Origin of the sequence: Amycolatopsis thailandensis (genome assembly GCF_002234405.1) — a bacterium.
GTDB classification, from domain to species: Bacteria; Actinomycetota; Actinomycetes; order Mycobacteriales; family Pseudonocardiaceae; genus Amycolatopsis; species Amycolatopsis thailandensis.
The window spans coordinates 1-18359 of the sequence record NZ_NMQT01000110.1 but is presented as its reverse complement, the minus strand read 5'-3'; the positions used below and the strand labels follow the sequence as shown (position 1 = coordinate 18359).

General features: G+C 71.2%; 16 protein-coding genes. 10 read left to right on the top strand and 6 right to left on the bottom strand.

Annotated elements, in window-relative coordinates:
- Window positions 1–60: 60 nt before the first annotated feature.
- The gene (locus CFP71_RS30045; RefSeq protein ID WP_093937331.1) at window positions 61–609 is read right to left on the bottom strand and encodes a CGNR zinc finger domain-containing protein; all 549 of its coding nucleotides are present in this window, start codon (window positions 607–609) and stop codon (window positions 61–63) included.
- A 48-nt stretch (window positions 610–657) separates the two neighbouring features.
- Here CFP71_RS30045 and CFP71_RS30040 point away from each other — a divergent pair, with 48 nt between their 5' ends.
- Complete coding sequence (locus CFP71_RS30040; RefSeq protein WP_093937330.1) at window positions 658–1326, top strand: AzlC family ABC transporter permease; 669 nt, start codon at window positions 658–660, stop codon at window positions 1324–1326.
- Complete coding sequence (locus tag CFP71_RS30035) at window positions 1323–1628, top strand: AzlD domain-containing protein (protein ID WP_093937329.1); 306 nt, start codon at window positions 1323–1325, stop codon at window positions 1626–1628. Before CFP71_RS30040 ends, CFP71_RS30035 begins: the two co-directional genes overlap by 4 nt.
- On the opposite strand, the gene merB is transcribed toward CFP71_RS30035, so the two are convergent.
- Window positions 1625–2302 (bottom strand): organomercurial lyase, encoded by a 678-nt coding sequence (gene merB, locus CFP71_RS30030; protein WP_093937328.1) that lies wholly within the window; start codon window positions 2300–2302, stop codon window positions 1625–1627. The genes CFP71_RS30035 and merB overlap by 4 nt on opposite strands.
- Before the next feature lie 148 nt (window positions 2303–2450).
- Between merB and metF the strand changes: the two genes are divergently transcribed.
- From metF to CFP71_RS30015, 3 genes are all read left to right on the top strand, one after another.
- Window positions 2451–3335: a methylenetetrahydrofolate reductase [NAD(P)H] gene (metF, locus tag CFP71_RS30025; RefSeq protein WP_093937333.1), complete on the top strand. Its 885-nt coding sequence runs from the start codon at window positions 2451–2453 to the stop codon at window positions 3333–3335.
- Between the two features lie 42 nt (window positions 3336–3377).
- The gene (locus CFP71_RS30020; protein WP_208636068.1) at window positions 3378–5063 is read left to right on the top strand and encodes a DUF885 domain-containing protein; all 1686 of its coding nucleotides are present in this window, start codon (window positions 3378–3380) and stop codon (window positions 5061–5063) included.
- A gap of 299 nt (window positions 5064–5362) precedes the next feature.
- Complete coding sequence (locus CFP71_RS30015; protein WP_093937326.1) at window positions 5363–6244, top strand: DMT family transporter; 882 nt, start codon at window positions 5363–5365, stop codon at window positions 6242–6244.
- Here the strand turns inward: CFP71_RS30015 and CFP71_RS30010 are convergent.
- Together CFP71_RS30010 and CFP71_RS30005 are read right to left on the bottom strand one after the other, a co-directional pair.
- A complete protein-coding gene (locus tag CFP71_RS30010; RefSeq protein WP_093937325.1) occupies window positions 6241–6804 on the bottom strand; it encodes a GNAT family N-acetyltransferase in 564 nt (187 codons plus the stop codon). The genes CFP71_RS30015 and CFP71_RS30010 overlap by 4 nt on opposite strands.
- Entirely contained in the window at window positions 6801–7331 is a 531-nt protein-coding gene (locus tag CFP71_RS30005; RefSeq protein WP_093937324.1) for a YbaK/EbsC family protein, read from the bottom strand. Before CFP71_RS30005 ends, CFP71_RS30010 begins: the two co-directional genes overlap by 4 nt.
- Window positions 7332–7552: 221 nt before the next feature.
- On the opposite strand from CFP71_RS30005, the gene CFP71_RS30000 reads away from it, so the two are divergent.
- The 4 genes from CFP71_RS30000 (at window position 7553) to CFP71_RS29985 (ending at window position 11034) form a co-directional block, all read left to right on the top strand.
- Window positions 7553–8035 (top strand): SAV_6107 family HEPN domain-containing protein, encoded by a 483-nt coding sequence (locus tag CFP71_RS30000; RefSeq protein WP_005156540.1) that lies wholly within the window; start codon window positions 7553–7555, stop codon window positions 8033–8035.
- A gap of 195 nt (window positions 8036–8230) precedes the next feature.
- On the top strand, window positions 8231–8995 hold the full coding sequence (locus tag CFP71_RS29995) for a maleylpyruvate isomerase family mycothiol-dependent enzyme (RefSeq protein WP_093937323.1): 765 nt from the start codon (window positions 8231–8233) through the stop codon (window positions 8993–8995).
- A 174-nt stretch (window positions 8996–9169) separates the two neighbouring features.
- Window positions 9170–9853: a VOC family protein gene (locus CFP71_RS29990; protein ID WP_093937322.1), complete on the top strand. Its 684-nt coding sequence runs from the start codon at window positions 9170–9172 to the stop codon at window positions 9851–9853.
- Window positions 9854–9948: 95 nt separating this feature from the next.
- Complete coding sequence (locus CFP71_RS29985; protein ID WP_093937321.1) at window positions 9949–11034, top strand: GNAT family N-acetyltransferase; 1086 nt, start codon at window positions 9949–9951, stop codon at window positions 11032–11034.
- A 64-nt stretch (window positions 11035–11098) separates the two neighbouring features.
- Here the strand turns inward: CFP71_RS29985 and def are convergent, their stop codons facing one another.
- Window positions 11099–11599 carry a peptide deformylase gene (gene def, locus CFP71_RS29980; RefSeq protein WP_093937320.1) on the bottom strand — a complete coding sequence of 167 codons (501 nt, stop codon included), beginning with the start codon at window positions 11597–11599 and terminating at the stop codon, window positions 11099–11101.
- Window positions 11600–11636: 37 nt separating this feature from the next.
- On the bottom strand, window positions 11637–16259 hold the full coding sequence (locus CFP71_RS29975) for an ATP-dependent helicase (protein ID WP_208636069.1): 4623 nt from the start codon (window positions 16257–16259) through the stop codon (window positions 11637–11639).
- Window positions 16260–16419: 160 nt separating this feature from the next.
- On the opposite strand from CFP71_RS29975, the gene CFP71_RS29970 reads away from it, so the two are divergent.
- Window positions 16420–18324: an Hsp70 family protein gene (locus CFP71_RS29970; RefSeq protein WP_093937319.1), complete on the top strand. Its 1905-nt coding sequence runs from the start codon at window positions 16420–16422 to the stop codon at window positions 18322–18324.
- Window positions 18325–18359: the final 35 nt, after the last annotated feature.

The following is an 18359-nucleotide window of genomic DNA, read 5'->3' as shown; positions in this document are numbered from 1 at the left end:
CCGCTCGCGTTTAGTCCTCTGGATGCGGTCTTTGCGCGCGCAAGGACCGCATCCAGAGGACTAAACGCGGCCCTTGTCGTAGTGCCGCTTCGCCCGCGCCCGGTTCCCGCAGTCCGACGAGCTGCACCAGCGCCGTGACCGGTTGCGCGTCTGGTCGGTGAAGATCCAGCCGCAGCCCGGCCCCTCGCACTCCCGGATCCGGTCCAGGTCCCCGGATCGCAGCAATTCCTCGGCCTCCAGCGCGAGAAAGTGCGGCAGCGCGGTGTCGTCCGTCAACGGCACCGTCCACTTCAGCGGGAGAGCGGGCGCGAGTTCGGCGTACCGGTACGCCGCGAGCAGTGGCTTCCGCAGCGGCGTGACGTCCCGCGGGTCCGACACGAGGACGCGGTAGAGCGTCTCGCGGAAGTCCTTCACCGCCTCCAGGACGGACTCGGAGATCTCGAGCCGTTCGGCGCCCGCGCCGACCAGGACGACCCACTCGGACAGCCTCGCCGGGGCGGAAAGACGATCGTCCCGCCTGGCCGGATCGCGCCGCCAGGAAACGGTGTTGACCAGGTCCAACGGCACGCTCCCGCCGATGCTGTCGTACCCGTCCCAGTGGCCGTCCACGGATCCTCCTAATGGTCAAACTCAGTTTAGCTTGTTAGGGTCGACGGCATGACAACACTCCGGCGGAACTATCTGGCCGGCGCCCGTGTGGGGCTCGGGCTCGGTGTCGCGACCTTCGTCCTCGGTGTCACCTTCGGCGCCTACAGCCAGACGCTGGGCTGGGGGATCGCGGCCCCGATCGTCGCGTCGATCGTCGTGTTCTCCGGCTCGGCCCAGTTCGCGATGGCGACCGCGCTCGCGGGCGGCGGCAACCTCGCCGTCGCGGTCGGCGCCGCGGCCCTGATCAACGCCCGTTTCCTGCCGATGGGAGTCTCGGTCGCCGCGGACCTGAGGGGCGGGCGCCTGCGCCGCGCGTGGGAGGGCCAGGCCGTCGTCGACGGCTCGTGGGTCGCCGCCCACCTCGGCGAAGGGCGCTTCGACCGCGAAAAACTCATCGGCTGCACGCTCGTCCAGCTGCCCGCGTGGGTGCTGGGCACGGTGCTCGGTGTGCTGGCCGCGCCACCACCGGACGTCGTCGCGCGGTTCGGCCTCGACGTCGTCTTCCCCGGTTTCTTCCTGGTCCTGCTCATCGACGAACTGCGCCGTTCGCGCCAGGCGGTCCGGACCGCCGCGCTCGCCGCCTGCCTGGCCGGGATCCTGGTGCTGTTCGTGCCGGTCGGCCTGGCGCTGATCGGCGCGTCGGCCGCCGCGCTGCTGGGACTGGGGGTGCGGCGATGACGCTCTGGTTCGCGATCGTCCTCGTCGCGCTGGTCAGCATCGGGTTCAAGGCGGTGGGCCCGGTCCTGCTCGGCGACCGGGAGATGCCGCCGCGCCTGGCGGGCGTGATCGCCTTGCTCGCGCCCGCGCTGCTGGCCGGGCTCGTGCTCACCGAGGTGACCGGCCCGGCCTGGTCGGGAGTCGACTGGACGCTCTGCGCGGGGCTGGCCGCGATCGCGGTGACCTACGTGCTGCGCGTCCCGGTGCTCGCCGCGATCCTCTGCGGCGTCGTCGTCACGGCGGCCCTGCGGTTCCTGATCTAGGACCAGAACGCGCCGCTCAGGCCTGCCTGGGCGAAGTACGCGGCGGCGGCCGCCGGATCCCGCCGGGTGTAGCCGTGGTCGAGCCTGCCGTCGTACCAGCCGGCCGCGAGCCGCCACAGCGTCCGCAGATCCAGCACGTAACCCTTGTCCTGTCCCGTTTCCGCGAGCCATTCGTCCACACAGGACTCGCCGCAGAACAGCCGCTGGTTGCCGCAGGTGCGCACGACGTCGTCCCACATCCGCGCCGCCGGGACGAGGAAATGCGCGACCAGATCACCCTTCGGCGGGGCCTGGTCGTTCACCATCAGCGCCTGGGGTTCGCCGCAGCCGCGACAGCGCGTGGACACCAGCACCTCGGGTTCGGCCTTGACCAGATGCGGGATCGCGAACGCGTCCCACGCGCAGCCGCCCCACCACAACGTCCGCTCACCCATCACGGAGAACCCCAGCGGGATCGCCGCGAACGGGTGGGCCATCACGACGTGCTCACAGTCGTCGAGCACCACGTGCCGTTGCTCCGCGAGCCGGTGCAGCGCCTGTTTCGCCACCGCGAGCGACCCGTGGGCGGCGTCGGCCAGCTCCGGCGCCGTCGGCGGCCTCCCGTGCTCGGCGAACGCGCGGTAGACCGCGACGCGGACGTCCTCGTCCCAGCTGGTGTCGTTCTCGGCGCTCATGGCGGCTCCCTGTGGTCGCCCCCGAGTCTCCCCAGGCGGGCGCCACTCGGCAACCGCTCACGATCCGGTCGCGAGTGGCTGAAGTCGCACGCCCATAGCCTGAGAGGGGTCTCCCAGCCAGCGGACTTTCCCCTTTAACATGAGCGGTATGACGTCGGTGGTCGAGCGGTTGCAGGGTGATGGACCCGTGTTCTCCATCGAGTTCTTCCCCCCTCGCGACGCGGCCGACGAGGCGGTTCTGTGGAAGTCGATCCGGGAACTCGAGCCGCTGGACCCGGCGTACATGTCGATCACCTACGGCGCCGGCGGCTCCAGCCGCGACGGCACCATCCGCAGCATCGCCCGCGTCGCCACCGAAACCACGCTGGTGCCGATGGCGCACCTCACCGCCGTGAACCACTCGGTCGCGGAACTGCGCAACGTCATCGGCTGGTACGCCGCCGTCGGCGTGCGGAACATCCTCGCGCTGCGCGGAGACCCGCCCGGTGACGTCTACGGCGACTGGGTCCCGCATCCGGACGGGCTCGACTACGCCGAGGAACTCGTCGAACTGGTGCGCTCCCTCGGCGACTTCTGCGTCGGCGTCTCGGCGTTCCCGTACGGCCACCCGAGGTCGGCGAACCTCGAGGCCGACACCGAATACCTCGTGCGCAAGCTGCGCGCGGGCGCGGATTTCGCGATCGCGCAGCTGTTCTTCGAGCCGGAAGACTTCCTCCGCCTGCGAGACCGGGTGGCGGCCACCGGCTGCGAGGCGCTGGTCATCCCCGGCGTCATGCCGCTGACCACGCTGAGGACGCTGCACACGTCGATCAAGCTGTCCGGCGCGCCCGCGCCGCGGCGGCTGCTGGACAAGCTCGAACCGCTGGCCGACGATCCGAAGGCCTTCCGCGCGGCGGGAATCGACACGGTCACCGAAATGTGCGAGCGGCTCATCGCCGAAGGCGTCCCCGACCTGCACTTCTACACGTTCAACCGGTCCAAGGCCACCCGTGAGGTGGTCAGCAGGCTCGGGCTGGTCCCGGCCCGCGCGTAACTCCGTACCGAAGTCGGCCGCCGTCCCGGTAGCGTGCCGGTCATGGCTTCAACCGCGCGAAGTGTGCACGAGATCTGTGACCGGTACGTCGACGAGTACGCCGCGGCCGACCCGGTCGCCGCGACGACGTTCGGTATCTCCGGATACGACGACCAGCTGACCGACTATTCGCCCGCCGGGCACGCGGCCAGGGCCGCGATCGCCGCGCGCGCACTGGCCGACATCGCCGCGGCCGAACCGGTCGACGACGGTGAACGCGCGGCCAAGGCCGTGTTCAGCGAGCGGATCGCGCTGAACCTCGAAATCCACGAAGCGGGCCTCGACATCGCGGCGCTGAACGTGATCGAAAGCCCGGTGCAGGAACTGCGCATGGTCTTCGACTTCATGCCCACCGAGACCGCGGAGGACTGGGCGACGATCGCCGCCCGGATGGCCAGGGTGCCCGAAGCGCTCGACGGTCTCCGCACCTCGCTGCTCGCGGCCGCCGACGCGGGCCGGGTGTCGGCGTTGCGCCAGGTCGGCAAGGTCGCCGAACAAGCCGAAACCTGGGCCGGGCTGAAAGAGGACACCGGGTACTTCGAGACGCTGGCCTCGGGCGCGAAGGACATCGACGAGAAGCTGCGCGGCGAACTGGACCAGGCCGCGCACGCCGCTCAGGAGGCGTACGCGGAGTTCGCCGGTTTCCTCCGCGCCGAACTGGCGCCGCTGGCGCCGGTCAAGGACGCCGTCGGCGCCGAGGTGTACAAGCTGTGGTCCCGGCTGTTCACCGGAGCCACCTTCGATCTGGACGAGGCCTACGCCTGGGGCTGGGCCGAGTTCACCCGCCTCGAAACGGAGATGCGCGAGGTCGCCGGCCGGATCAAACCCGGCGCCACCCTCGCCGAGGCGGCCGCCGTCCTCGACGCCGATCCCAAGTACGTCGTGCGCGGCCGGGCGGAATTCCAGGCCTGGATGCAGAACCTGTCCGACAACGCGCTGAAGTCGTTGCGCGGCAAGCACTTCGACATCTCCGACCAGGTGATGGGGCTGGAGTGCAAGATCGCCCCGCCCGGCGGCACCGTCGGCGCGTACTACACCGGCCCGAGCGAGGACTTCTCCCGCCCCGGCCGCATGTGGTGGTCGCTGCCGCAGGGCCGTGACGAGTTCACCACCTGGCGCGAGGTCAGCACCGTCTACCACGAGGGCGCGCCGGGGCACCATCTGCAGATCGCGACCGCGGTCGACCAGTCGGAGTCGCTGAACAAGTACCAGCGGCTGCTCGCGTTCACCTCCGGGCACGCCGAGGGCTGGGCGCTGTACTCCGAGCGGCTCATGGAGGACCTCGGGTTCCTCGCCGACGACGGCGAGCTGTTCGGCATGCTGTCCGAGCAGCTGTTCCGCGCCGCGCGGGTGATCGTCGACATCGGCATGCACCTGGAGCTGGAGATCCCGGCGGGCCCCGGGTTCCACGAGGGCGAGCGGTGGACGCCCGAGCTGGGCCTGGAGTTCATGCTCACCCGGACCGTCACCGACCCGGCCCACGTGCACGACGAGATCGACCGCTACCTGGGCTGGCCGGGGCAGGCGCCGTCGTACAAGCTCGGCGAACGCCTCTGGCTCGCCGCGCGCGACGAGGCCCGTGCGCGGCAGGGTGACGCCTTCGACATCAAGCAGTTCCACACGCGGGCACTGGCGCTCGGCGGGATGGGGCTGGACACGCTGCGCGAAATGCTGGCCGCTCTCGACTGAGCTCCGGGGGCTCTGCTCGTGCAATGAAGGGGCCTTTCATAGCAAAATTTGCTATGAAAGGCCCCTTCATTGCGCTTGCCGGGCCCTTCCGCGTGCCGCAATTCACGTGCCCCGTCCGCCGGGGCCTTGCTACGTTCCCTTCGTGCACCGGATCTTTCTCGTCACCCCACCCCCCGCTTCCTGAGCGGGGTGTCTCCGGCCGCGCGGCGTTCCCGCCGCCCGGCCGATACGTGCTGCACTGAAGCACCCCGCGTCGTCGACGTCCTTTCCGACAGACACAGACGCAGGAGCGTTTCCCCATGTCCGTTGCCGTACCCACGCGCGCCCGATCGTCGGCCGCGCTCGTCCTCGCCGGCGTCCTCTGGGGGACCGGCGGCCTCGCCGGATCCCTGCTGGCTTCCCGCGCGGGACTCCATCCGCTGAGCGTCGCCGCGTACCGGCTGCTCATCGGCGGCGTGATCGCCACCGGCTACCTCTGGCTCACCGGAGGCCTCCGCGGCCTTCCCCGCACTCCCCGGGTCCGACGTCGCCTGTTCGCCGTCGGCGGCTTGTTCGCCCTCTTCCAGACCAGCTATTTCGCCGCGGTCTCGCTGAGTTCCGTGAGCGTCGCGACCATGACCACCATCGGCAGCGCGCCCGTCCTGCTGACTGTCGCGACGGTCGTCAGGACCAGGAAACCGCCCGGAGCGTGGACGGCGGTGTCCCTGGCCGGGTCCCTCGCCGGGCTCGTGTTGCTGCAATGGACGCCGGGGGAGAAGGTCAACGCCGCCGGAGTGTTCTTCGCGCTGCTCGCCGCGGCCGGGTTCGCCGCGCTGACCCTGGTGACCGCGACCCGTGTCGAGGGGCTGGATCCCTTGCCCACCACGGCTTTCGGCTGCCTGATCGGCGGTGCCGCGCTGACCCCCGCCGCGCTGTGGTTCGGGATGGGCGTGCCGCCGCAAGCCGACGTGCTCGCGCTCGTCCTCTACTTCGGCGTCGTGCCGACGGCGCTGGCGTACGCGGCGTACTTCCGCGGTCTCGAAGGCGCGCATCCCGTGCTGGCCGCGCTATCCGCCCTGCTTGAACCACTGACGGCCACGCTGTTGTCCATGGCCGTGCTGGGGGAACGGCTCGGCGCGGCGGGCTGGTGCGGCGCGGCGGTGCTCATCGCCGCGCTCGCCGTCGCCTATTCGAAGCCCTAGAGGGGCAGCGTCCGCCCGAGGATCGCGAACGCCCGCGGATCCCCGGCGAAGTGGTAATCCCGCAGCACATCGACGAATCCGACGCGCCGGTAGAGGTTCCAGGCCCGGCTGGTGCCTTCCGGCGTGGAAAGGAGGACGTGGGCGTTGGGCACGCCGTCGAGCAGCCGTCGCAGGAGGTCCTCGCCGATCCGCTTCCCCTGGCTTTCGGGACTGACGTGGATCTCGGTGAGCTCGAAGTAGTCGGACATCCAGTGCTCGGCGGCGTCCACGCCCTCGCGACGGGTCAGGCCGTGGCGGACCTGCTCGTGCCACCACTGGCCGCCGCGGCCCTTGTAGCCGTAGGCGAGCCCGAGCAGGACGCCGTCCGCGTCGAGCGCGGCCATGCAGCGCCAGCCTTCGCGCAGCGCGTGCGTGAGCCACATCGGCGCGCGCTGTTCCGCCGTGCCTTCGGGGTAGCGCATGGCGTTGACGTAGATGGTCAGCGCCTCGGGGAGCCGGGCGCGGAACTCGTCCGCGGACAGCTGGACGAAACGGGTGCATTCCGAGGACATCGCGGTCACGGGCGCCCATCCTGCCCGTCGCCCGCGACGTCCGCGGGAGTGCCCCCGGTCAGCGAGACGAGTCCGGCGAACGTCGTGGGGTACACCGACTTCGGATGCCCGGCGGCGGCCCAGACGACCTCGTGAGCGCGTAACGCGGTGTCGACGAGGGTGGTCAACGCCTTCGGGTGACCGACCGGCGCGACGCCGCCGATCGGCTGCCCGGTGTGCGCGCGGACGAAATCGGCGTCCGCCTTGCCGATCTCGTCGGCGCCGGTCAGCGACGCCAGGAGCCCGGTGTCGGCGCGGTGCGAGCCGGAGGTCAAGGCGAGCAGGGCCGCCTCCGTGTCGCCGGTGCGGCTTCGGAAGACGAGGCTGTTCGCGATCGCGCCGACCTCGACACCGAGCGCTTCGGCGGCCTGCGCGGCCGTGCGGACTTCGGCGGGGAGGATCCGGATCCCGTCCGCGGCGGCCTGCTGGCCCGCCTCGGCGAGCGCGGCCGCGACCTTGGCCACCGAGGGATGACCGGACTGGTCGATGGTGCTCATACGCCTATGAGATCACGTGGCCGATGCCGTGTCCCGCGCCACATGCGGCGATCACCCGGCTACGGGGTTGAAGAAGTGGGCTGGTCGGAGTTACATTGGTCTTGTTCGAACAGACGTTCGACATTCGGTGAGCGCGCACCGGTAGGTGCCCGGCGCGGGGGCGGGGGAAGCGCCTCGGCTCCGGGCACCGGCCGGCGCTCACGTACAGGAGGAGGGTCGTCATGTCCGTTTCGGTCGTGTCCCCCGACGAAGCCGAGAGGCCGGGGGGCACCGCGCAGCCCGCCCTGCCGATGTCGTTGCGCCCGCCGGCACCACCCGCGGCGGTCTCCTTGTACGCACAGGCGAGGCGGGGTCTCGCCGAGGCAGAGCGGGAGAACGATCCCGCGGAGCGGTTCATCGGGGCCTATCTCGCCGCGCTGCGGGGCGCGGCCGCGGTCCTGGAGGCCCGCGGTCGTCCGCACCGGGGCCGTGCCCGGCCCGCGAGCGGCTGGGTGCTGCTCGATTCCGTCGCGCCGGAGCTGAAGGAGTGGGCGGCGTTCTTCGCGGCCAACTCGGCGACGCGGGCCGCCGCGCAGGCGGGGATCACCGGCAAGGTCACCGTCGAACTGGCGGACGAGCTGACGCGGGCCGCCACGGTGTTCCTGGAACTGGTCCGGCGGGTGGTGCACGGACTGCCGATGGGTGACTCGGCGTATGTGGCTTAGCAGCCGGTTAGCGGAGCTGCGGTTTGTCCGGAAGTGGCCATACCCGTGAACCCGCCTGGCCGAAGGCCCGCTTTCGCGGTGGCAGGGCGCCTTCACCAGCTTCGTGACTTGAAAGACCAGGTCACGCCCTGCCGACGCCGATCGCGGACGCGGGTTCACCCAGAGACAGAGTGCTCCACGGAGAGGGGGTGCCCGATGGCCGGGCAGGCCATGATCGACCAGGGCAGGTTCCTGGAGGTGATCGGCGCCGAAACCGAGCTGATGGCTCAGGTGGCGCACACCGCGTCCGCCGACGCGCCGGTCCCCACCTGCCCCGGCTGGACGCTCGGCGAGATCCTCAGGCACGTCGGAAGCGTGTACCGGGTCACCCGCCGCTGGATCACCGACGGACGGCGTCCGGAGCACTGGCAGCGCAAACCGGGGCCGCGGCAGACCCTGGAGGAGTACTTCCGCGAGGGCCGGGACGAACTCGTCGCCGAACTGTCCGCGCACGATCCGGACGAACTGGCGCCGACCTGGTGGCCGGCGGACCGCAGCTACGGGTTCTGGCGGCGGCGGATGGCGCACGAGGCGACGATCCACCGGATCGACGCGGAGACCGCGGCGGGCCGGGACGTGTCGGAGATCCCCGAAGACGTGGCACTCGACGGGATCGACGAGGCGCTGGTGCTCTGGTTCGGCCAGCGGCTGCCGTTGCTGGGGCTGTCCGGCACCAAGACCGGATCGGTCGGTGTGCGCACCGCGGGCCACACCTGGATCGCCAGAGCGGGCCCCACGGAGACGATCGCCTGGCGGTGCTCGGCCGAGGAGGCCCAGCGCGCGGACGACCTGATCACCGGGAAGCCGGACAAGATCTACCGCTGGCTCTGGGGCCGGGCGGGTCCGACGTCGGTGACGGTCAGCGGAGACCAGGACATGGCGGGACAACTCTGGGCCCTGTTGCGGCTCGCGACCCGATGACCGGTCGGTGGGGAAGCCAAACCGGTCAGAACCAGTCGGCGGAGCCGAACTTGTGCCAGAGAAGTGGCCGAACCCGTGAACCCGCCCCTGTCGACGGCCCTGCTATCGCGGTGGCAGGGCGCGGGTTCACCCGAACGAGCAAAAGTGTCGGTGGTGCCGTCTAGGTTCACCGGTGTGGTGGCACATCTGGTGAACCTGGTCTTCGACTCGGCCCTTCCCAGGGATCTGGCGGGTTTCTGGGAAGGGCTGTTCAGCTGGGACGCGCCGTTCGAGCCGGCGTTCCGTTCCGAAACGCGGCCCAAAGGGCGCAAGAACCGGCTGCATCTGGATCTGGCGAGCCGTTCGCCCGGGCACCAGGCCGAGCTGGTGGACCGCGCGCTGTCCCTCGGCGCGCGGCACATCGACGTCGGCCAGGGCCCGCCGGAGGAGAAACGGGTGCCGTGGGTGGTGCTCGCGGATCCGGAGGGCAACGAGTTCTGCGTCCTCGAGCCCCGTGAGCGGTACGAGGGCACCGGCGCGATCGCGGCGGTCGTCGTCGACGCCCTCGACCCGGAGCGGCTCGCGCGGTTCTGGGTGGCCGCGCTGGGCTGGGAGATCGGCGTCCAGGAGGAGACGATCGTGGGCCTGCGGCCGCCGGACGGTCGCGGCCCCTGGGTCGAGTTTCTCGCCACGAAAGAGGACAAGGTGGAGCGGAATCGGCTGCGCTTCGAGATCGCGCCGGGGCAGGGCGGGAGCCGGGCGGCCGAAGTCCGGCGTCTGCTGGGGCTGGGCGCGCTAGGGCGCGGTACGGCGAGACGAGGCGCCGTGTCCCTGGTGGACCCGGAGGGCAACGAGTTCAGCGTGCTCACGCCCCGCTGAGTGTTTCGCCCCGGTTGCGCGGCGGCGCCGATCGCTGACCTGGGCGAAACATCGGCGCCGTGGGCAGGCAACAACCGGCCGGGACCGTGGAGGTCATGGAGACCTATCGAGTCCGGCCCACCGAGATCCATCCCGGCGAAGAGACGGCGGCCGCGTCGGCCTGGCGTATCCGGATCCGCGTGGACGACAGGCCCGGCACCCTGGCCAGGATCGCGATCCGGCTGGCCGACCTCGAGTGCAACATCCTCGGGCTGTCGGTGCTCCCGGTCTCGGGCGGCGTGCTCGACGAGATCGTCCTGCGACCGGCCACCGGCCTGCCGAGACAGCTGCTCGTCGACGCGATCCGCGACGAAGGCTGTGAATGCTCCGCCGTCGTCGACGCGGATCTGGCCGAACTGGTCGATCCGGCCACCGCGACCCTCACCGCGGCCAAGAGGGCCGTCGAGGAGCCCGGTGGCCTCGCGGAGGTGCTCCGCGGCGTGCTCGCGGCCGACGTCGTCACGAAGGTCCCGTCGATCGAGGCGAACCCGGCCCGGACGGAAGGCGGGCACCGGGCGGTGTTCGCGGCGGGGGACGGCACCGCGTTCGTCGCGCGCCGCCGGTGGTCGCCGTTCGTCGAACTGGAACTGAGCCGGGCCGTCGCGCTGACCGGGTTGATGACCGCCGTCCGCGACAACGTGACCGGGCCGATCGTGCTCGACCGGCCCGATGGCGCCGCCGTCGTCCTGCGGAAGGGCGTCCCCGGTGACGCGGAGGCGGTGTCCGCGCTGCACCAGAGATGCTCGATGACCACGCTTTTCCATCGCTACCACACCGGAATGCGCACCGTGCCGCGTCGCTGGCTGCACCGGCTCCTGATGCCACCGCGCGGGATCAGCCTGCTCGCGGTCTGCGGTCGTGACGTGATCGGTCTCGGTCAGCTGATCCCGTCGGCCGACGGCGGTGCGGCCGAAGTCTCACTCCTGGTCGAGGATTCCTGGCAGCGCCAAGGCATCGGCACCGCTTTGCTGACCAGGCTCGCCGTCCTCGCCGTGGCCAAGGGAGAGCGCGAACTCGCCGCTGTCTGCCTGCCCGGCGACGACTCCCTCTACCGCACCGCCACCCGCGTCGGACTCCGCCCCGAACGTGTCCCCGGCGACTCCGGCACCCTGCGCTTCGCTCTCCCCGACCCACGCGTTTAGTCCTCTGAACGCGGTAGTTCGCGTTGCCAACCACCGCGTTCAGAGGACGAAATGCGAAGGTGGGTCAGCGGTTCCAGAACCAGTCTTTGCCGCGAGCCTCGCCCAAGGCGCGCTTCTTGCGTTCGGGGGTGAGCCGCTCCAGGTACAGCTTGCCGTCGAGGTGATCGGTCTCGTGTTGCAGGCATTGGGCGAGCACGTCGACGCCTTCGACCTCGACGGGTTCGTTGCGCAGATCGACCCCGCGCACCACGGCGTGCTTCGCGCGGACGACCGGGAACCACAGCTCCGGTACGGACAGGCAGCCCTCGCCGATCTCGTGTGTCTCTTCGGACAGTTCCACGAGTTCCGGGTTGATCACGTATCCGCTCAGCCCGCCGACGTCGTAGCTGAACACCCGCAGGCCGACCCCGATCTGCGGCGCCGCGAGACCCGCGCGCCCGGCCGGTTTCACCCCGTCCATCAGATCGGTCACCAGCGACTCGATCTTCTTGTCGAATGTCGTGACCGGATCGCATACGGTCTTGAGCACGGGGTCCCCGAAGTAGCGCAGGTCGCGCATCACCATGTTCGAACGTCCTTCTCCACTGGCCTGATCGGTGATTCTAGGCCCGCAGGCGCAATCCCTTGGGAGTCGCCCGGAATCCCGCCTCCTGGAGGACGGCCGAAAGCTCCGAGGTGAGCGCCACCTCGCCGTCGGCCTTCTGCACCGCGAGCTGCCCCAGCCAGCCTTCCCGCACCGCGGTGGACAGTGCCCGCGCGGCCGACCGCAGCGGCTCCTGATCCTCGGTGAAACTCAGCAGCGACCGGCCGCCACGTTCGACGTACATCGCCGGGACACCGTCCACGAGCACCGCCAGCGCCCCCGCTTTCCTCGCCGGACGGTGCTTCGTGTCGCCCGTCGCGGCGGGCCACGGCAACGCGGCGCCGTAGGGCTGGGCGGGGTCGGCGGCGGCGAGCACGACCGCGCCCTCGGTGGTGGTGCGCTGGTTCCCGGACTGCGCGCGCAGCCTGTCGACGGCGCCCTTCGCCGCGAACTGCGCGGCACCGAGCCCTTCCACCACGTAGCCCCGGACGACCTGGCCCGAATCCTCCATCCCGCGCAAAACCTTGTAGATCCCGGAAAAACCGCCCGTCACCCGCTCGGTGTCGAGCGCTCCCCGGGTGAGGACGCCGTGCCGTTCGAGGAACGCCTCTGTCCGCGCGTGCGCACGCCTGGTCGGATCCGGTTCGCGATCCGGGGTCAGCGCCCAGCGGCCCGCCACCGTCGGCGGCCCGGTGCGCGAAGGCATCGCCGGACGTCCGGCCCGCAGCCGCGCGTACCGGCCGCGAGGGGCTTGGCGACGAGGCTTGTGCGCCGCGCCGGAACCGGAGACCTGCGCCCGCAGCGGGCCCAGCGTGTCCCCGGTGACCAGCCCGGCCCATACGAGATCCCACAGCGCGGCGACGACTTCGCCGTCGTTGGGCGGGGTTTCGACCAAGGGCGACGCGCGCTCCACGAGCTGCCGGAAGAACTGTGCGCCACCCTCCAAAGTGGACAGAATGGCCGCGTGGAGCGGGCCGGAGGGCAGATCGTCATCGAGGTCGGGCAGCAGCAGATCGGCGACGTCCGTGGGCGCGAGCGCCAGCCAGCCGTCCCCGCCGGACAAGGAACCGCAGCCGCACCACGTCACCTCGCCCGCCGTGGTGAGTTCGTCCAGCAGCGACGGCGTGTAGCCGGGCAGCCTGCTCGGCAGGATCAGCGACTCGACCGCGCTCGCCGGCAGCGGCGCCCCGGCCAGCTGCTCGACCACGGACAGCACGTCGTCCGCCGTCGGCGCCGACCGCACTCGCGCGCCGATGCCGTGCCACGACGGCAGGAACCGGCCCAGCGCCGCCGGTTCGACCGGCTCGACCTCGGCCCGCAGCCGGGCCAGCGACGCCCTCCGGAGCCTGCGCAGCACCGACGCGTCGCAGAACTCCATCCCGACGCCGTGGGTCTCCGGATGCCCGACCGGGCTCAGCTCGCCCCGGACCAGCCTGCCCTGAGCGGTCAGCCTGTCCAGGACACCGGTGACCACGGCCGTCCCGAGCCCGAAGCGCTCGGCGGCCTGGCGGGCGCTGAACGGGCCGCGGCTGCGCGAATAGCGGGAAAGCAGGTCGCCCACGGGATCCTCGACCGGTTCGGTGAACGCCTCCGGCACGCCGACCGGCAGCGCGGTACCCAGCGCGTCCCGCACCCGTCCCGCGTCCTCGATGGCGATGAAGCGTTCGCCACCGCCGATGCGGACCCGGATCACCCGCCGCGCGGCTTCGAGTTCCTCCAGCCATTCCCGCTGGATACCGCGGGCGGCGGCCTCCTCGATCGAGAGATCTCCGAGGAACCGCAACAGATCCGCGGCTTCTTCGGCGTTGCGGGCGTGCCTGTCCGGATCGAGGCGCTGCAACGAGCGCTCGACCTCGGCGACGACCTCGGCGTCCAGCAGTTCCCGGATCGCCTCGGTGCCGAGCAGTTCGGCCAGCAACGTCGAATCCAGCGCCAGCGCCGCTGCGCGCCTTTCCGCGAGTGGGGCGTCGGTCTCGTACAGGAACATCCCGACGTAGCCGAAGAGCAGGCTGCGTGCGAACGGCGACGCCGACGGGGTTTCGACCTCGACCAGCTTGACCTTCCGCGAGCGCACGTCGGCCATCAGTTCGCGCAGCCCGCCGACGTCGTACACGTCTTGCAGGACTTCCCGCATCGCTTCCAGCACCACGGGGAACCGCTCGTACTTGGCCGCGACCGAAAGCAGTTGCGACGCGCGCTGCCGTTGCTGCCACAGCGGCGTGCGACGGCGCGGATCCCGGCGGGGGAGCAGCAGCGCCCGCGCCGCGCATTCCCGGAACCGCGCGGCGAACACCGCCGAACCGCCGACCTCGGCGACGATCAGCTGCTCGACCTCTTCCGGATCGAGCAGCACGTCCTCGACGCCGATGGTGACCTCGGCGCCGTCCATGTCCAGCGCCTCGGGCAGTCTCAGCACGATGCCGTCGTCGGAATGCGCCACCTGGGCGTCGACCCCGCGGTTCTCCCGCAACCGGGCCGCGATCGCGAGTGCCCACGGCGCGTTGACCTGCGCCCCGAACGGCGAGTGCAGGATGACCCGCCAGTCACCCAGTTCGTCACGGAACCTTTCCAACAGCACGGTCTTGTCGTTCGGCACGTGCCGCGTGGCCGACTTCTGCTCTTCCAGGTACGCCAGCAGGTTGTCGCACGCGTACTCGTCCAGCCCGGCGACGGCGGCGCGTTCCCTGGCCGCCGATGGTTCCGAAGTGGACAGTTCACGGACGAACGCGCCCAGCGCCCGCCCCAGTTCCAGCGGACGGCCGGGGGCGTCGCCCTTCCAGAACGGCATCCGGGCGGGCTCACCCGGCGCGGGCACCACGATCACGCGGTCGTGGGTGATGTCGGTGACCCGCCAGGAGGAGGTGCCGAGCAGGATCGTGTCCCCGACGCGGGACTCGTAGACCATCTCCTCGTCGAGCTCGCCCACCCGCGACCCGGGTTTGTCGTCGGCGCCCGGCGTCATCACGGTGAACAGTCCGCGGTCGGGGATCGTGCCGCCGGAGGTCACGGCCAGCCGCTGCGATCCCGGACGGCCGTGCAGCTCGCCGCTGACCCTGTCCCAGGTGATCCGGGCGCGCAGCTCGCCGAACTCCTCGCTGGGGTACCGGCCGGCGAGCATGTCGAGCACGGCCAGCAGCGCGTCGTCCGGCAGGGACGCGAACGGCGCCGCGCGACGGGCGAGGGCGGCCAGTTCGTCGACCGTCCACGATTCGAGCGCCACCATCGCCACGACCTGCTGCGCGAGCACGTCCAGCGGGTTCCTCGGGTACCGGACGGCCTCGATCGCCCCGGACGCCATCCGTTCCGCGACCACCGCGCAGGAGACGAGGTCGCCCCGGAACTTCGGGAACATCACCCCGCTCGACACCGCGCCGACCTGGTGCCCGGCCCGGCCGACCCGTTGCAGTCCCGAAGCGACCGTCGGCGGCGCCTCGATCTGCACGACGAGATCGACGGCGCCCATGTCGATGCCCAGTTCCAAGGAGGACGTCGCCACGACGCACGCCAACCGCCCGGACTTGAGCTCCTCCTCCACATGCGTGCGCTGCTCACGGGACATCGACCCGTGGTGGGCGCGCGCGATCACCGGTGCCACGCCGGTGGTGAGCCCGGACTGGCCGATCGCCTCGGCCGGATACCGCTGATCCGGCTCCAGTTCGGTCTGCTCCGCGACGAGTTCGTTGAGCCGGGCCGTCATCCGCTCGGTGAGCCGCCGCGAGTTGGCGAACACGATCGTCGACCGGTGCGCCTGGATCAGTTCGAGGACCCGTTCCTCCACCGCGGGCCAGATCGACGGCCGCCGCGGCGCGCCGTCGACCTCGTCCAGCGATCCGGGGAGCCGTGCCAAGCCCGCGTCGAGGTCTTCGTTCTGTTTCGGCCCTTGTGGACCGTCGAGATTGGACATGTCCTCGACCGGGACCTCGACCCGGACCTCGATCGTCTTCGCGAGTTTCGGCTGGACGATGGTGACCGGCCTGCCACCGGCCAGGAACGAGGCGACCTCGTCGATCGGCCGGACCGTCGCCGACAGCCCGATGCGCTGGGCGGGCTTTTCGAGAAGGGCGTCGAGCCGTTCCAGGGACAAGGCCAGATGCGCGCCGCGTTTGCCGCCCGCGACCGCGTGCACCTCGTCGATGATCACCGTCTCGACGCCGCGCAGGGAGTCCCGCGCGGACGAGGTGAGGATGAGGAAAAGCGACTCCGGCGTGGTGACCAGCACGTCCGGCGGTGTCTTGCCGAAGGAACGCCGCTCGGCCGCCGTGGTGTCGCCGGTGCGCATGCCGACGCCGATGTCCGGCACCGGCAGCCCCAGCCGCCGCGACGCCTGCGAGATGCCGGCCAATGGCGCCCGCAGGTTGCGCTGGACGTCGACCGCCAGCGCCTTCAGCGGCGAGACGTAGAGGACACGGCAGCGTTTCCGCGGCTCGGACGGCGGCGGCTCGACCGACAGCCTGTCCAGCGCCCAGAGGAACGCCGAGAGCGTTTTGCCGGAGCCTGTCGGGGCCACGACCAGCGCGTGTTCCTTCGCGTGCGCGGCACGCCACGCCCCTTCCTGCGCGCGGGTGGGCGCGGCGAAGGCCCCGGTGAACCAGTCCCTGGTCGCGGGGGAAAAGAGGTCGAGTACGTCTGCCACGCCCTCCATAGTGCGCCGGACCACCGACAGTTTCGCTCCGGGCCTGTGACACGGGACCGGTTCGGCGGGTTCCGCACGTGCGGTGGCCTCGCTCATGGGAGCATCACGGCCAGCGCGGCCGGATCGGTACCTGGGGCGGCCGCCGTTCGTCTGTGAAGGGGTATGAGCTGTGCGGATCCTGTCGGTGGACCTCGGGACGTCCAACACCGTGGCCGTCCTTTCGGCGCACGGGAGGCCGCCGCGGGTGGTCGAGGTCGACGGTTCGGCCAACATGCCGTCCGCGGTGTTCGCCACCGAGGAAGGCACGATCATGGTCGGCCGGGACGCCGAGCGCCGCGCCCGCCTCGACCCGACCCGGTTCGAGCCCAACCCCAAACGCCGCATCGACGAGCAGACGCTCCTGCTGGGCACCGACGTCATCCCGGTCAGCGAGGTGCTGGCCGCGATCCTGCGCCGCGTCCTCGACGAGACCACCCGCCAGCTCGGCGGGGACATGCCCGACGAGGTCCGGCTCACCCACCCCGCGCAGTGGGGCCCGACCCGCCGCAACGTGCTGCTGTCCGCCGCCCGGCTCGCCGGGATGGGCGGCAACCTGGTGCTCGTCCCCGAGCCGGTCGCCGCGGCCGCGCATTTCGCGTCGTTCCCCGGCAAGACGCTCGCGCCCGGTCAGGCGCTCGCCGTGTACGACCTCGGCGCCGGCACCTTCGACGTCGCGATCGTCGGCGCGACCCCGAACGGCGGCTTCACCGTCGTCGCCGAAGACGGCCTCCCCGACCTCGGCGGCCTCGACGTCGACCAGGCGCTGCTGGTGCACGTCGGCCGCGAGGTCTCGCACAAGGATCCCCAGCGCTGGCAGCGGGTCCTGCGGCCCGAGTCCACTCCGGACCGTCGTACGCGACGCGCGCTGCAGGAGGACGTGAAGGCCGCGAAGGAGGCCCTGTCGCGGCACCCGCAGACCGAAGTCCCGATGCCGGAGCCGTTCGAGGACGTCCTCGTCACGCGAGGCGAACTCGAAGCGCTCGTGCGGCCGTCGATGCTGCGCAGTGTCGAGCTGATGGCGCGCGTGGTCCGCTCCGCCGGGATGACCCCGGACCGGCTCGCCGGTATCTACCTCGTCGGTGGTTCGAGCAGGCTTCCGCTGGTCGGCAGTTTGATCGCGGAGAAGCTCGGTGTCGTCCCCGGCAGCCTCGACCAGCCCGAGACCGCGGTCGCGCTCGGCGCCCAGCACGTCGCCTCCGACGGCATCAGCACGCGGACGCAAGGTGTCGAGGGGCAGGTCGCGGCCGGAACCGGCGCGCACCAGGTCGGCCCCGGGGCTTCGGGCCCGTACGCGCCGCCGGTCGCCTCGATCCCCGGCTATCAGTCGGGCGGTCCCGGCCAGTCCGGCGGTTTCCCCCAGTCGGGTTACCCGAACAGCGGCCCGCAGCAGGTGCAGCAGCCCGCGCCGACGAACTTCCCGACGTACTCCCTCGCCGGTCAGACCGCCGCGGAGAAGGCGCCCGCGAGCAAGAAGAAGCCGCTCGTCATCGGGGCCGTCGTGGCCGTCGTCGTGCTGATCGCCGCCGGGCTCACCTACTTCCTGACCTCGTCGTCGGTGACGACCTACACGGCCGACGAATGCAAGACGCCCGCCGCGGCCGACGACAAGGGCCTCACCGGCTGCCTGCGGCAGCTGGCCGGGAAGATCGCCGACACCGGCGACTGCAAGCCCGGGATGGGCAACGGGCCGGCGAAACCGGCGGAGGACCTCGGCGTGACGTCGACCTGTTCCGCGCCGGGCCGCGCCGGGACCCAGGTGACCTATCTGCAAAGCGGTTCGGCCGACAAGCTCAAGGCCTACACCGACGGACTGCTCAATTCGGCGGGCGGGGACCGCACCGAGGCCAAGTGGGTGGGCAACGCCCTGGAAGGCCAGTACTCCTCGGCCGCCGGGCGGAACGCCGCCGTCCTGGTGTTCACCGTGACCGACCGGCCGCTGGTCGGCTTCATCTACCAGGTCCCGGCCGAAGGACAGACCCCGACGCCGGGCGAACTCGCCGATTACTTCGAAAAGAGCGTCCAGCCGGGGGAGTGACCCCGGTATTCGCGACTACACAAAGTCCGTGAAGG